A 13,756-nucleotide genomic window follows, 5' to 3' on the forward strand; every position below is an offset into this window, starting at 1 on the left:
CTTGCGCACCAAATACCTTGTAAAAATCAATGTCTGAACAGAGTAACAAGCCTTCGCCGGGCCCGGCGCGCGCAGCTTCCCCCGACCGCAATCCGAACCAGCCACGCAAGGAGGCTGGCGGCAGGCCACGCACGCCCGCGCGCGCTCAGGTACCTGCGAATGCGCTGGCGAACGCGCTGGCGCAGGCGAAGGTGCGCGCACCGGCCGCCGCGCCGCAGGATGGGGCGCGATCGAAGGAACGCAAGCCGCGTGAGGACCGCGCGCCGCGCGGAGACCAGCCGCGCGGCGAACGCAAGCCGCCCATGCGCACGCCGCTGCCGGCGATCACCTTCCCCGAAGACCTGCCGGTCTCCGGCCGCCGCAAGGAGATCGCCGAGGCTTTGCAGAAGCACCAGGTCATCATCGTGTCCGGCGAAACCGGCTCCGGCAAGACGACCCAGCTGCCGAAGATCTGCCTGGCGCTGGGCCGCGGCGAGAAGGGCATGATCGGCCACACCCAGCCGCGCCGGATCGCCGCATCCAGCACCGCCAAGCGCATCGCCTTCGAGCTGGGCACGCCGCTGGGCGAGCATGTCGGCTACAAGGTGCGCTTCAACGACACCCTGCAGCCGGGCGCCTGGGTCAAGCTGATGACCGACGGTATCCTGCTGGCCGAGACCCAGACCGACCCGCTGCTGAAAGCCTACGACACCATCATCATCGACGAGGCCCACGAACGCAGCCTGAACATCGACTTCCTGCTCGGCTACCTGAAGGAGATCCTGCCGCGCCGCCCGGACCTGAAGATCATCATCACCTCGGCGACCATCGACGCCGACCGCTTCGCGCGCCACTTCGGCACGCCTGAGAAGCCGGTGCCGGTGATCGAAGTCTCGGGCCGCTTGTACAAGGTCGAGGTGCGCTACCGCCCGGTCGACCGCGACCCGGTGTCCGGCCCCGCGGGTGGCGGCGATGCGGGCAAGCCGATGTCGAAGGCGCAGGCGGCGCGCGACAAGCGCGACCTGATCGACGCCGTGGTCGACGGCGTGGATGAACTGTGCCGCCTGGGACAGGGCGACGTGCTGGTCTTCCTGCCCGGCGAGCGCGAGATCCGCGACTGTGCCGAAGCCCTGCGCAAGCAGCATCCGCCGCACGTCGAGATCCTGCCGCTGTTCGCCCGCCTGTCGGTGGAAGAGCAGGACCGCGTCTTCAAGACCACCAACGCGCGCCGCATCGTGCTGGCGACGAACGTGGCCGAGACTTCGCTGACCGTGCCCGGCATCCGCTACGTGGTCGATTCCGGCCTGGCCCGTGTAAAACGCTACAGCTACCGCAACAAGGTCGAGCAGCTGCAGGTGGAGGCGATCGCGCAGTCGGCGGCCAACCAGCGCGCCGGCCGCTGCGGCCGCGTGGCCGACGGCGTCTGCATCCGCCTGTACGAGGAAGACGATTTCCTGCAGCGCCCGAAATTCACGGACCCGGAGATCCTGCGCTCCTCGCTGGCCTCCGTCATCCTGCGCATGAAGTCGCTGCACCTGACGGACGTCGAGACCTTCCCCTTCGTCGAGCCGCCGCAGGGCCGGGCGATCGCCGATGGCTACCAGCTGCTGCAGGAACTGGGCGCGGTCGACGACGCCAACGAGCTCACCAACATGGGCCGCAAGCTGGCCAAGCTGCCGCTCGACCCGCGCGTGGGCCGCATGATCCTGGCGGCCGTGGACAACAACTGCCTGACCGAGATGCTGATCATCGCTTCCGCGCTGTCGGTGCAGGACCCGCGCGACCGGCCGATGGAGTACCAGCAGCAGGCCGACGAGAAGCACAAGAAATTCGCCGACGAGAAGAGCGAATTCCTCAGCTACCTGAAGATCTGGCGCTGGTTCGAGCAGGCCATCGAGCACAAGAAGACCAACCGCCAGCTGCAGGAAAACTGCCGCGAGAACTTCCTCTCGCAGCTGCGCCTGCGCGAGTGGCGCGACGTGCACTCGCAGCTGCTCACCATCGTCAGGGAGCAGGGCTGGCGCCTGAGCGAGGCCGCGGCCACCTACGATCAGCTGCACATGGCGCTGCTGACCGGCCTGCTCGGTAACATCGGCTACAAGATGGAGGACGACAGCGCCTACCTCGGCGCGCGCGGCATCAAGTTCAACATCTGGCCCGGTTCCTCGCTCGGCAAGAAGGCCGGCAAGTGGGTGATGGCGGCGGAACTGGTCGAGACCACGCGCCTGTATGCGCGCACCCTGGCGCAGATCCAGCCCGAGTGGATCGAGAAGATCGGCGGGCATCTGCTGAAGAAATCCTGGGGCGAGCCGCGCTGGGAAAAGCGCAGCGCCCAGGTGACGGCCAGCGAACGCGCGACCCTGTACGGCATCGTCGTCTACAGCCAGCGCCGCATCAACTACGCCAACATCAACCCGCAAGAAGCGCGCGAGATCCTGATCCGCGACGCGCTGGTGGGCGGCGACTACGAGACCCGCGCGCCGTTCTTCGCGCATAACCACAAACTGATCCGCGAGATCGAGAACCTCGAGCACAAGTCGCGGCGCCTGGACGTCCTGGTGGACGACCAGCTGATCGCGGCCTTCTACGACAAGGAGATCCCGGGCGACATCGTGAACGGCGCCGGCTTCGAGAAGTGGTACAAGGACGCCGCGCGCGACAACCCGAAGCTGCTCTTCCTGAACAAGGAGGAGCTGATGCGCCACGAGGCGGCCGGCGTCACCACCGAGCTGTTCCCGAAGACGATGAACGTAACCGGCATCGAGATGGCCTTGAGCTATCACTTCGAACCGGGCAGCCCGCGCGACGGCGTGACCTTGTCGGTGCCGCTGTTCGCGCTGAACCAGATCCCCTCGGCGCGCCCGGGCTGGCTGGTGCCGGGCATGCTGAAGGAGAAGGTGCAGCTGCTGCTGAAATCCCTGCCGCAAAAGCTGCGCCGCCACTGCGTGCCGCTGCCGGATTACGCGGCAGGATTCTTCGAGCGCAACCAGGACCCGGTGCGCTTCGGCCGAGGGGACCTGATCGACGCGCTCATCACGGACATCCACCAGCACACCAGCGCGCGTGTGCTGACCACCGACTTCAAGCTGGAGACCCTGCCGGCCCACCTGTCCATGAATTTCAAGGTGGTCGACGAGCATGGCCGCCAGCTCGAGATGGGGCGCAACCTGGCGACCCTGCAGGCGGAGCTGGGCGGGCAGGCGCGCCAGAGCTTCCAGCGCATGGCCGAATCGACGCCGGCGGCAGTGGCGAGCGGGCAGGCGCGGGCGCAGGCGGCGTTCGGCAAGCCTTCGGCTCCGGCTCCGGCTGCAAGCGCGCCGGCTGCGAAAGGCAAGGCGGCGCCGGCCAACGCCGGCGTCGGCCAGCAGCCCGCGTCGGCCACCACCAACATCACCAGCTGGAGCTTCGGCGAGCTGCCCGAGCTGCTGGAGATCAACCAGGGCAAGCTGACCCTGATCGGCTTCCCGGCCCTGGTCGACAAGATTACCCACTGCGACCTCGAAGTCTTCGACGACCCCAACGTGGCCGCGCGCACCCACCGCATCGGCCTGCGCCGCCTGTTCGCGCTGCAGTTCAAGGAGCAGCTGAAGTTCGCCGAGAAGAACATCCCCGGTCTGCAGCAGATGGGGATGCAGTTCATGTCGGTCGGCTCGCCGGACGAGCTGCGCGAGCAGATCGTCAACAAGGCCATCGACATCGCCTGCCTGCAGGACCCGCTGCCGCACGACGCAGCCACCTTCAACAATCGCAAGGACGAGGGCAAGGGCCGCATCGGGCTCCTGATCAACGAGATCGCGCGCCTGGTGGGGCAGGTGCTGGCCGAGTTCCACGGCATGCCCAAGCGCCTGCAGAACCTGCCGCAGGCGGTGGCCGCCGACATGCAGGCGCAGTTGAAGGAACTGGTGCACAAGCGCTTCATCGCCGACACCGAGTACAGCCAGCTGTCTCACTTCCCGCGCTACCTGAAGGCGATGAACATCCGCCTGGAAAAGCTGCGCACCAATACCGCGCGCGACGCCCAGCTGATGACGGAATGGCAGACGGCGGCGGCCCAGTTCCAGCGCACCGTCAAGAACCAGCCGCTGAAGAACCTCGATCCGCGCATGACGGACTTCCGCTGGATGCTGGAAGAGCTGCGCGTCTCGCTGTTCGCGCAGGAGCTGAGGACGCCGATGCCGGTGTCGTCCAAACGTTTGCAGAAAGTATGGGAGTCGATGCTGCGATGAAGATGCCTGCCTTGGTCCTGTGCGCCGCGTTGGCGGCGTGCCTGCCCTTGATGAGCCAGGCCGCGCCGGCCACGGCCTCCGCGGCGGCCCCGCTAGCCATCGGCGATACCTGGACCATCGCCTCCACGGCGCTCGGCGAGACCCGCCGCATCAATGTCTACGTCCCGGCCGGCATCCCCGCCGGCACGCCGCTGCCGGTGATGTATATGCCGGACGGCGGCATGCTGGAGGACTTCCTGCACGTGGCCGGCCTGCTGCAGGTCGGCGCCGGGAACGGCACCGTGCGGCCCTTCCTGCTGGTGGGGATCGAGAACACCCAGCGCCGGCGCGACCTGACCGGCCCGACCGAGGTCGCGAAGGACCGCACGATCGCACCCGTGGTCGGCGGCTCGCAGGCCTACCGCAACTTCATCCGCACCGAGCTGATGCCGGAAATCGAAAAGCGCTACCGCGTCACCCGCGAGCGCGCGATCGTCGGCGAATCGCTGGCCGGCCTGTTCGTGGTCGAGACCCTGGCGCTGGAGCCGGACCTGTTCGATACCTATATCGCCATCGACCCCAGCCTGTGGTGGAACGGCCGCCAGCTGGCGAAGCGCCTGGCTGCGCAGCCGCCCGGGATCGCGGGCAGGAAAGCGCTGCACATCGCGTTCAGCGCCGACGGCCTGCCGGACGTCGCCCCGGCGCTGAAGGCCAGTCTCGGCAAGGCGCCCGGCCTGGACTTCAGCTACGAGGCGTGGCCGGGCGAGACCCATGCCACCATCTACCACCCGGCCGCATTGAAGGCCTTCCGGGCCTTGCTCAAGCCTCGCTGAGCAGGTAGCGTCCGATCGCTTCGCCGACCTCGGTGGTGCTGGCCGTGCCCTGCATGTCCGGCGTGCGCGGGCCCTCGACCAGGCACCATTCGATGGCGCGCAGGATGGCGTCGTGGGCGGCGGTGTAGCGTTCGTCGCCCTGGCCCAGGAAGTCCAGCATCATCGCGCCCGACCAGATCATCGCGACCGGGTTGGCGATGTTCCGGCCGTAGATGTCGGGCGCCGAGCCGTGCACCGGTTCGAACAGCGAAGGGAAGCGGCGCTCCGGGTCCAGGTTGGCCGAAGGCGCGATGCCGATCGTGCCGGTGCAGGCCGGGCCGAGGTCGGACAGGATGTCGCCGAACAGGTTGGACGCGACCACCACGTCGAAGCGTTCCGGCGACAGCACGAAGCGCGCCGCCAGGATGTCGACGTGGTATTTGTCCCAGGCGACCTCCGGATAGGACTCGCCCATCGCGGCCAGGCGCTCGTCCCAGTAGGGCATCGAGATCGCGATGCCGTTCGACTTGGTGGCGGCGGTCAGGTGCTTCTTCGGGCGCTTCTGCGCGAGTTCGAAGGCGTACTTGAGGATGCGGTCGGTGCCGTGGCGGCTGAAGATGGCTTCCTGCAGCACGATCTCGCGCGCCGTGCCTTCGAACATGCGCCCGCCCACCGAGGAATACTCGCCCTCGGTGTTTTCACGCACCACGTAGAAGTCGATGTCGCCCGGCTGCTTGTTGGCCAGCGGGCAGGGCACGCCCGGCATCAGGCGCACCGGGCGCAGGTTCACGTACTGGTCGAACTCGCGGCGGAACTTGAGCAGCGAACCCCACAACGAGATATGGTCCGGCACCGTGGCCGGCCAGCCGGCGGCGCCGAAGAAGATGGCCTCGAAGCCGTCGAGCTGCTGCTTCCAGTCGTCCGGCATCATCTGGCCGTGCTGCGCGTAGTAGTCGCAGCTGGCCCAGGCGAAGGTGGTGAGTTCGAGCTGGATGCCGAAACGGCGCGCCGCGGCTTCCAGCGCGCGCAGGCCCTCGGGCATGACTTCCTTGCCGATGCCATCCCCGGCGATCACGGCGATCTTGTGCGGTTTCATTGTGCTTCCTTTCCTGGGCGATTGAACGAATATGCCCAGCATAATGGAAAACGATGCGTTTATAATCATGCTTAATGTGGCTTCAAAGATCACGAATCGTGAATAATCTGCTCGAGAATGAAGATCTCAGGGTGTTCGTCACCGTGGTGCGCATGGGGAGCTTTGCCGGCGCGGCGTCCGAACTCGGCATGTCGGCCGCCTATGTCAGCAAGCGCATCGGCGTGCTCGAAGGCCTGCTCGGCGTGCGCCTGTTCCAGCGCACCACGCGGCGGGTCGTGATCACCGAAGACGGCGAGCGGGTGTTGGTGCGCGCCCAGGCCATCCTGGAAAACCTGGACGAGCTGGTCGACGAAGTGTCGGAACGCCGCCGCGAGCCGGCCGGGCGCGTGCGCATCTGCAGCAGCTTCGGCTTCGGCCGCAATATCGTCGCCCCGGCGATCGCCAGACTGGTGGCCGCTTATCCGGCGCTGCAGATCCGCTTCGAGGTGTTCGACCGACTGGTCGATCCGGTGGCCGAGGGCTTCGACCTCGACCTGCGGATCGGTGACGAGATCGCGCCCCACCTGATCGCGCGGCGCCTGATGGACAACCACCGCATCCTGTGCGCGGCGCCGGACTACCTGGCGCGGCATGGCGTGCCGAAGAACCTGCAGGAGCTGGCCAGGCACCAGTGCCTCGCCATCAAGGAGCGCGACCATCCCTTCGGCGTGTGGCGCCTGCGCGGCAGGAATGGCGAGGAGACGGTGAAGGTAGCCGGGCCGCTGTCCACCAACCACGGCGAGATCGCGCTGCGCTGGGCCGTCGAAGGGGCCGGCATCGTGCTGCGCTCCCTGTGGGACGTGCAGCCCCACCTGAACGCCGGCCGGCTGCTGCGGGTGCTGCCCGAGTACACGCAGGAGGCCAATGTCTGGGCCGTGTACCCGCAGCGCCTGGCGGGATCGGCCAGGCTGCGGGTGTGCGTGGAGTTCCTGGAGCGTCAGCTGGCCTGAGCGGCGCGGCCGGCATGCGATCCGCCCTGGAGCGATGCCACGTCGCGCGCCAGGCGGCCCAGGAAGCAGCCGTTGAAGACGCCGAACAGGGCGCACACGGCGGCCGCGAACAGCGCGTCCTGGCGTGCATGCGGCAGCACCGCCAGCAGCACCGAGGCCGCGTACTTGGTCAGGAAGATCGCCATCATCATCGCCAGCGGCGCCCAGCTGCCGCGCACGATCACGCGGCCGGGCGTGGCGGCGGGCGCGGTGCGGCTGCGGCCCAGTTTCCACACCAGCAGAGCGGCCGCGGCGGCGGCAAGCGCCCAGGCGGCCAGCGGCATCGCGTCCGAGCCGAACTTCATGACCACATCCTGCAGCGACAGCGCCAGCATGATGGCCGGGACGATGAACAGGCTGCGGACCGGCATCTCGCGGTCGCGCAGGGCGGCCGTGCCGCGCCAGACCAGCACGGCGAGGATGGCCCAGACGTAGACGGGGGTGTGGATCAGGATTTGCTGCAGCATGGCGGTCTCCTTCGGAATCGTTGGTAAAGTGCGTTGCGTGACGCTACTTTGCCCGCGCCATCGACGCGGCGGGATGGCATGCGACGAATTGCCGGCTGGCGGCGCGAAACGCAGCCTGGCGGCGCGAATTGCGCGGCCATGGGAGACGGGCTGTCATTGTTTCAGGAAGAAGCGCAGCATTTCCTTGCTGGCGTCGGGACCGCGCATATCGGTGTAGCTGCCCTGCACGCTGCCGCCGGACCAGGCATGGCCGGCGCCGTGCACGGTCCACTGCTCCACCAGCACGGCGCCGTCGATGCCGGCATGGATGCTGCGCGTAAAGCCGCGGCCGCCGGACTCGCCTTTTTCTTCGACGGTGCTGACCGCCCGGCTGTCGACCGATTGCCGGACCACGCGCGCGCTGTTCTTCCGGTGTACGGTGGCATCGGCGTCGCCGTGGAAGACGATGACCGGGACGCCTGGCGAAGGCGTGGCGCGCGCAAGGATGTCCTTGGACGCGCCATCGCGCATGGCCAGCATTGCGCCAATGGCGTCCGTCGCGCTGCCATAGGCCAGACCGGAATGGCTGCCCACCGCATTGAACAGGTCGGGATAAGTCCGCCCCAGGATGAGCGCCATCGCCGCACCCGACGACAGGCCGGCCACGGCGATGCGCGCGCTGTCGACGGCGTAATCGGCGGCGACTTGCCTGGTGAGCGCCGCGATCATGGCCGGTTCGCCTTTGCCTCGTTGATGATGTGTCGGGTCGTACCAGTTCCAGCATTTGTTCCAGTGCGCATGGGCGGACTGTTCGGGGTACAGGACCAGGACCTGGTGCTCTTCGGCCAGCGCGTTCATGCCGGTGCCGATCGCGAAATCGCCGGCATCCTGGCCGCAGCCGTGCAGCATCACGACCAGCGGCATCGGCGCGCCGCAGTAGGCGCTCGGCACGAACAGCTTGTAGTGAACGACGCGCTCGCTGTCATCGAAGCTTCCCCGGATGAATGCGCCGGCATGCGGAATGGTGGGGGCGGGAGCCTGGAAGCCGAACGCAAATGGCGGCCAGGTGGAAAATACGTTCATGAACATTATTGTGACTCCGTCGGCTCGTTGATAGGCGTCTCCTGTCTGTTTTTATGGTGCGTCCAACGCAAACGCTGCCGCGGTGACTCGTCACCGGGCAGCGAGGGCGATAATGCGTGACATGCCGGGAGCGGCTGCGATCGCCGAAGCGTCGCAACCGGGAACTACAAACGATCAGCCAGGTTTGCCAAGGTTCTTGCCGTTGGCTGGCTGGGCCTGCGAGCCGCCCTGGGCATTGCCGGGGAATGGCGCGCTGCCGGTCTTGCCTTCGGCGCTCTGCAGGTTACCCGGCGCCGGCATGGCGGTCTTGCCGCTGCGTGTGCTTTCCTGCTTGAAGGGGTCGCGGAAGCTCTTCAGGGTTTCCTCCTGCTGGCGCATGCTGCGGTCGGTCTCTTCCGATGCGATGCGGCCGACCTCCTCCGCCAGGGCATGCGCGGTGCGGGAAGTCTCCTGCACGTGCTGCTCGGTGACGCGCGACAAGTCGACCTGGGTCGCTGCCGCAATGCGCGAGAGGTGCTGCTGGTAAGCGCGCAACTTGTCGCTGGTGGGCTGGGCGCGTGTGACCGCCTCGTTCAGCGCTTCGTTGGGACGATCGGTCGTCATCATGCGCTGGCCGACGAGGGTGGACTCCTCGAGCAGGGTCTGGCCCAGCTGGAGGTTGAGCTGGCAGACGTCCTGGAAGGACTTCGACATGGAGCGGGAAAGTTCGTTGAAAAAGTCGACCTGGGCGTTGAAGTGGGTACGCAAGGCGGGATTGATGGATTGCGGGAATGGATACATTAGGTACCTTTGGAAACGTGAATCTGGGATGTGTGACCGCAATGGCGATGCGCGTCCTGGGATGGCATCCGGCGGTCTGGAGGTGGGCGTCCGAGCTTGCCCGAAGTGGCAGGGAATCGATGAAGATCCTGCTGAAAGAAGCTACTATGCGCTCTTTTCGGCGCAATAGTAGAAAAGCGCCGGTTTTATTTTTGCTCCATGAATCTCGGCAATATCACGCCATGTCCGTGGCATGGCCCGTCACCCGGGCCGCACGTGGCCGAGCCGGCGCCAGACCGCGTGGAATACCAGGGCGCCAGCCAGTCCCTTCAAGCCGGCAGCCAGTACACCCTCCCCAGCGCCTATCCATGCCGGTAGCGCGCCGATGGCAAGCCCGCCGATCGCGACCACGGCCCAGCCCAGGCGCCCGGTGCGGCGCAGCAGCAGGAAAAGCGGCACGCCGACTACGAACACGCAGACGGCCGCAAAGGCGAACTGCATCGCGAGAACCGTGGCCACCGTCGGCGCTTCCAGCACGGATAGAAAATAGTGGGCGTGCGCCGCGGCGTAGATCAGCGGCTGGAGCAGCGCGGCCGCCATCCCGGCGATCCAGATGCGCAGCGGCGTCTTCATCGTGCGAACCTTTCACGGAACCAGTCAGCCGACGCCGCATCGGCCGGGAAGAAAGACTCCAGCCGCAGCTCGTGCACCGTCACGTCGTGCGGCGTGCCGAGCGTGGTGATGGTGGTGAACAGGTTCAGGCGCACGCCTTCGTGCGCGATCCGCAGCGGCAGGAAGGGCAGTGCGCGCCGCTCCAGGTCGGGCAGGTGGCCGATGGCGGGCATGCCGGGCAGGGCGGACAGCTCGGCCAGCAGCGCGGTCGCCTCGCTGCCCGGGCCGTCGGCCATGGCTTCGCGCTGTATCCACAGCAGGCTGTCGGCGCACACGGCTTCCCAGTTCAGGAGGCGCGGACGCAGGCCGTCGGGGCCGAGCATCAGGCGCAGCACGTTGATCGAGCCGTCGCGCGGGATCGCGGCCTCGCTGGGCATCGCGAGCAGCCACTTCATCATGCCGGCCGCCGGCTCGTTGAACATCACCAGGTTCCACAGGCGGTCCACCACCAGCGCCGGGAAGGGCGCCTGCTGGCGCAGCATGAATTCGAGGGCCTGCATCACGCTCGCCAGTTCCGGGTCGGACAGCTTGCGCTCCTGATAGGCTGGCGCGAAGCCGGCCGCCAGCAGCATCGCGTTGCGCTGGCGAAGCGGCACGTCGAGCGCGATGCCGAGCTTCAGGATCAGGTCGCGGCTCGGTTGCGAGCGGCCGCTTTCCAGGAAGCTCAGGTGGCGCTGCGAGACCCCGCTGTCGGTCGACAGCCGCAGCTGGCTGATGCCGCGCCGCGTGCGCCAGTAGCGCAGCGCGGAGGCGAAGTCCTTGAAATAGCCGGCGCCGCCGCCGGCGCGGCCGTCGATGTCGTCCATGCGCATCCTCCCGGCGATGATGATAGCTCAGGCCGCGTCGAGGAAGCCGGTGACCTTGAGCAGGCGGCCGTGAGCATCCACGTAGGCGACGTCGCTGCCCTTCGCGACCGGCGCGCCGGGTCCGTCGGGCGCGAGCGTCCATGCGAAGCGCACCACGTCATTGTGTCCATCCGGCGTGCCGTGCAGGGCGAAGCGGTGGCCTGGGAACTGGCGCTGGGCGGCGGCGATCATGCTGTCGATGCCTTCGATGCCGGTGCCGCGCATCATCGGGTCGGCATAGGTGGCGCCGGCCGCGAACAGCTGGGCGATGCGGGCGCGCCGGGTGATGTCGTCGCGTTCGTTCCAGACGGCGAGGTAGCGGTCGGCGATGATGGTGGCGTGGCTGGCTGCGTGGTTCATGCTGGTCTCCGGTGCGTGGTGAGTCGATGGAGACCAGTGTGCCGGGCCACGCGCCGCGCGGCGATTACGTCCCAGGTAATCACCGCGCGGCGGCGTGTCAGCCGATATTACTGCCGCGGATCTTGCTCAAGTCCTTGTCATCCCCCTGGTTCCCGGCGCGCGGATCGGTGCTGATGCCGCTGCCCGAACCGAGATCCCCCGCGCCGGCGCCGCCGCCCACGCCCGAGGCCACGCCCGCGCCCGTGGCAGCCGTCCCGCCCGCATGGCCGGCGCCCAGTCCGCCCATGCCCGCGCCCATCCCGGACATCGAACCGGCGCCGCCCGGCATGCCCCGCGCCGCCACGTCGGGACCCATGCTGGGCCCGCCGCTGCGGTTCGGGTCGGTGCCGTAGAAGCTGTGGACCGCGTGCGCCCACTGCTCGTCGGCCATGTTGGGCCAGGCGTCCTTGTTGAAGCCGGGCGCGTTTTTCAGGCGCGCCTTCTCGACGTCCAGCACGAAGCGCTTGTTGACGGTGTCCAGGTGCAGGGCCTGCCAGGGCACGGCGAACAACTTTTCGCCCATGCCGAGGAAGCCGCCGAAGGCCAGCACCACATAGGCGACCTGGCCGGTGTTCATGTCGAGCATGATCTCCTTGATGTCGCCCAGGTCCTCGTTGCCGGCATTGACGACGCCGTCGCCGAGCAGGGTATCGGCGCCCATCAGCGAGGGGCCGGGGCCGGCGTGGCTGGCGGTGTCCTTGTACATGCCGTATTTGTCGCGTTCCGAATAGCTCATGGTGACCGTCCTCCTGGTGTGCTGGTTATCGGGCATAACCCGATCAGGGTATAAGTCAGGGTGCTTGTGGGTTTGAGAAGGATCAATTGTGCCAAGCTGCCCTCCTTATGCGAGGTGCCGCACAGAAAGAACCATGCGGCGTGACTATTCTGATAAGAAATTGGAGACAATCAACATGCCCGTCACTCAGCGCTGCAACTACGCCGGCCCCCACGCCCAACGCATTCCGACCCGCTCGCGCGCTTTCACGCTGTACACGCGCCTGCGCGCGGCAGTACTGCAGCTGCGCCGCTAAGCCTGCTCCGGGATTGCCCGCGATACCCACGCCGGTTGGGCGCGATCCACGGAGTCTAGCCGCGCCCCCAGCCCGGGCGCGCCAGCTAGACTGGCGGCAATGACTCAGTCGAGGTCGGACGCGTCGTGGCGCTCCGCCACCTGTTCCTCGGGCTTGCCGCGCACGCGGTTGACCTTGCGGCCGCGCATCACTGCCGGACGCTGCGCCACCTCGTCGGCCCAGCGCCGCACCTGCTGGTAGTTGTGCACCGCCAGGAACTCGCCGGCCTCGTACAGCTCGCCCATCACCATCAAGCCGTACCAGGGCCAGATCGCCATGTCGGCGATGGTGTACTCGTCGCCGGCGACGAAGCGGCGCTCGGCCAGCAGGCGGTCCAGCACGTCGAGCTGGCGCTTGGTCTCCATCGCGTAGCGGTTGATCGGGTACTCCAGCTTTTCCGGCGCATACGCATAGAAGTGGCCGAAGCCGCCGCCCACGAAGGGCGCCGAGCCCATCTGCCACATCAGCCAGTTGAAGGTCTCGGTCCTGGCCGGCGGCTCGGTCGGCAGGAAGGCGCCGAATTTCTCGGCCAAGTAGACCAGGATGGAGCCGGATTCGAACACGCGCACCGGTTTTTCGCCGCTATGGTCGACCAGGGCCGGGATCTTCGAGTTCGGGTTGATGCCGACGAAGCCGCTGCCGAACTGCGCCCCCTCGTTGATCTTGATGAGCCAGGCATCGTATTCCGCGCCCGTGTGGCCGGCGGCCAGCAGCTCCTCGAGCATGATCGTGACCTTCTGGCCGTTGGGCGTGCCCAGCGAGTACAGCTGCAGCGGATGCTTGCCGACCGGCAGTTCCTGCTCATGCGTGGCGCCGGCGATCGGGCGGTTGATGTTGGCGAAGGCGCCGCCCGACGGCGTGGCGGGCGACCAGACCCGCGGCGGGACGTAGGTCGAGAAGGGGTTCGAGCTGCTGGTCATCGGCTTCTCCTTGTTGGTGTGATATCCAGAACAAGGATGATGCCGCAAATCCGGCAGGCTTGCCGGAGGCGGCTCCGGTGTGCGCTCAGCTGGCGGCGGCGACAGCCTTGGCCGGCTTCTTCTTCGGCTTCGGCAGCGGCATCAGCGCCGCGGTTTCCTCGATCAGGCGGCGCAGTGCATCCGGATCGTCGAGCAGTTCGTCGGCGATGGGGTAATCCTTGGCGCCGGGGTAGGGCGGACCCTTGGGCAGGTCCGGCGCCAGCCTGCTCACGGCTTCCGACGGTTTGATGAAGAGGCTGTTGTCGCAAGCGAAGGCGACCACTTTCTCGTCCAGGTAGAGCGCGTATTCGCCGAACATTTTTCGGTAGGTCAGGCGGCCGCCGAAGCGGGCGGTTTCCAGGATGTAGTCGACGAAGCTCGGTTCGGTTGCCATGCTTGCTCT

Annotated in this window: 13 protein-coding genes; 3 read left to right on the plus strand and 10 right to left on the minus strand. The window is 67.3% G+C overall.

Features of this window, described 5'->3' with window-relative positions:
* The first annotated feature begins 29 nt into the window (after positions 1 to 29).
* Complete coding sequence (gene hrpA, locus ACFPO9_RS06020; RefSeq protein WP_379768431.1) at positions 30 to 4,205, plus strand: ATP-dependent RNA helicase HrpA; 4,176 nt, start codon at positions 30 to 32, stop codon at positions 4,203 to 4,205.
* Positions 4,206 to 4,207: 2 nt separating this feature from the next.
* On the plus strand, positions 4,208 to 5,017 hold the full coding sequence (locus ACFPO9_RS06025; RefSeq protein ID WP_379768433.1) for an alpha/beta hydrolase: 810 nt from the start codon (positions 4,208 to 4,210) through the stop codon (positions 5,015 to 5,017).
* Here ACFPO9_RS06025 and ACFPO9_RS06030 read toward each other — a convergent pair.
* Complete coding sequence (locus ACFPO9_RS06030) at positions 5,004 to 6,092, minus strand: tartrate dehydrogenase (RefSeq protein ID WP_379768435.1); 1,089 nt, start codon at positions 6,090 to 6,092, stop codon at positions 5,004 to 5,006. The genes ACFPO9_RS06025 and ACFPO9_RS06030 overlap by 14 nt on opposite strands.
* Positions 6,093 to 6,190: 98 nt before the next feature.
* Between ACFPO9_RS06030 and ACFPO9_RS06035 the strand changes: the two genes are divergently transcribed.
* Positions 6,191 to 7,081, plus strand: a complete 891-nt coding sequence (locus tag ACFPO9_RS06035) for a LysR substrate-binding domain-containing protein (protein ID WP_379768437.1) — start codon at positions 6,191 to 6,193, stop codon at positions 7,079 to 7,081.
* On the opposite strand, the gene ACFPO9_RS06040 is transcribed toward ACFPO9_RS06035, so the two are convergent.
* From ACFPO9_RS06040 to ACFPO9_RS06080, 9 genes are all read right to left on the minus strand, one after another.
* On the minus strand, positions 7,069 to 7,587 hold the full coding sequence (locus tag ACFPO9_RS06040) for a DUF6622 family protein (protein ID WP_379768439.1): 519 nt from the start codon (positions 7,585 to 7,587) through the stop codon (positions 7,069 to 7,071). The genes ACFPO9_RS06035 and ACFPO9_RS06040 overlap by 13 nt on opposite strands.
* A 153-nt stretch (positions 7,588 to 7,740) precedes the next feature.
* Positions 7,741 to 8,649 (minus strand): extracellular catalytic domain type 1 short-chain-length polyhydroxyalkanoate depolymerase, encoded by a 909-nt coding sequence (locus tag ACFPO9_RS06045; protein ID WP_379768441.1) that lies wholly within the window; start codon positions 8,647 to 8,649, stop codon positions 7,741 to 7,743.
* 174 nt (positions 8,650 to 8,823) lie between these two features.
* Positions 8,824 to 9,429, minus strand: coding sequence for a TIGR01841 family phasin (gene phaP, locus ACFPO9_RS06050; protein ID WP_379768443.1), 606 nt, complete (start codon positions 9,427 to 9,429; stop codon positions 8,824 to 8,826).
* Between the two features lie 240 nt (positions 9,430 to 9,669).
* Positions 9,670 to 10,041: a hypothetical protein gene (locus ACFPO9_RS06055; protein WP_379768445.1), complete on the minus strand. Its 372-nt coding sequence runs from the start codon at positions 10,039 to 10,041 to the stop codon at positions 9,670 to 9,672.
* Positions 10,038 to 10,886, minus strand: coding sequence for a helix-turn-helix domain-containing protein (locus ACFPO9_RS06060; RefSeq protein ID WP_379768447.1), 849 nt, complete (start codon positions 10,884 to 10,886; stop codon positions 10,038 to 10,040). Before ACFPO9_RS06060 ends, ACFPO9_RS06055 begins: the two co-directional genes overlap by 4 nt.
* Before the next feature lie 27 nt (positions 10,887 to 10,913).
* Entirely contained in the window at positions 10,914 to 11,285 is a 372-nt protein-coding gene (locus ACFPO9_RS06065) for a nuclear transport factor 2 family protein (RefSeq protein ID WP_379768449.1), read from the minus strand.
* Positions 11,286 to 11,382: 97 nt separating this feature from the next.
* Positions 11,383 to 12,060, minus strand: coding sequence for a PRC-barrel domain-containing protein (locus ACFPO9_RS06070; RefSeq protein ID WP_379768451.1), 678 nt, complete (start codon positions 12,058 to 12,060; stop codon positions 11,383 to 11,385).
* Between the two features lie 399 nt (positions 12,061 to 12,459).
* Positions 12,460 to 13,314: a glutathione-dependent disulfide-bond oxidoreductase gene (gene yghU, locus ACFPO9_RS06075; RefSeq protein WP_379768453.1), complete on the minus strand. Its 855-nt coding sequence runs from the start codon at positions 13,312 to 13,314 to the stop codon at positions 12,460 to 12,462.
* An 85-nt stretch (positions 13,315 to 13,399) separates the two neighbouring features.
* Positions 13,400 to 13,747 (minus strand): TfoX/Sxy family protein, encoded by a 348-nt coding sequence (locus tag ACFPO9_RS06080; RefSeq protein WP_379768455.1) that lies wholly within the window; start codon positions 13,745 to 13,747, stop codon positions 13,400 to 13,402.
* Positions 13,748 to 13,756: the final 9 nt, after the last annotated feature.

This window comes from Massilia aerilata (genome assembly GCF_042656905.1).
In the GTDB taxonomy this organism is placed as follows: domain Bacteria; phylum Pseudomonadota; class Gammaproteobacteria; order Burkholderiales; family Burkholderiaceae_D; genus Telluria; species Telluria aerilata.

Coding starts and splice junctions, on each gene's coding strand:
- phaP (WP_379768443.1), bottom strand. CDS start 9,429: ATGTATCCATTCCCGCAATCCATCAATCCCGCCTTGCGTACCCACTTC.
- ACFPO9_RS06030 (WP_379768435.1), bottom strand. CDS start 6,092: ATGAAACCGCACAAGATCGCCGTGATCGCCGGGGATGGCATCGGCAAG.
- ACFPO9_RS06055 (WP_379768445.1), bottom strand. CDS start 10,041: ATGAAGACGCCGCTGCGCATCTGGATCGCCGGGATGGCGGCCGCGCTG.
- ACFPO9_RS06040 (WP_379768439.1), bottom strand. CDS start 7,587: ATGCTGCAGCAAATCCTGATCCACACCCCCGTCTACGTCTGGGCCATC.
- ACFPO9_RS06080 (WP_379768455.1), bottom strand. CDS start 13,747: ATGGCAACCGAACCGAGCTTCGTCGACTACATCCTGGAAACCGCCCGC.
- ACFPO9_RS06025 (WP_379768433.1), top strand. CDS start 4,208: ATGCCTGCCTTGGTCCTGTGCGCCGCGTTGGCGGCGTGCCTGCCCTTG.
- ACFPO9_RS06070 (WP_379768451.1), bottom strand. CDS start 12,060: ATGAGCTATTCGGAACGCGACAAATACGGCATGTACAAGGACACCGCC.
- ACFPO9_RS06045 (WP_379768441.1), bottom strand. CDS start 8,649: ATGAACGTATTTTCCACCTGGCCGCCATTTGCGTTCGGCTTCCAGGCT.
- ACFPO9_RS06060 (WP_379768447.1), bottom strand. CDS start 10,886: ATGGACGACATCGACGGCCGCGCCGGCGGCGGCGCCGGCTATTTCAAG.
- hrpA (WP_379768431.1), top strand. CDS start 30: ATGTCTGAACAGAGTAACAAGCCTTCGCCGGGCCCGGCGCGCGCAGCT.
- ACFPO9_RS06065 (WP_379768449.1), bottom strand. CDS start 11,285: ATGAACCACGCAGCCAGCCACGCCACCATCATCGCCGACCGCTACCTC.
- yghU (WP_379768453.1), bottom strand. CDS start 13,314: ATGACCAGCAGCTCGAACCCCTTCTCGACCTACGTCCCGCCGCGGGTC.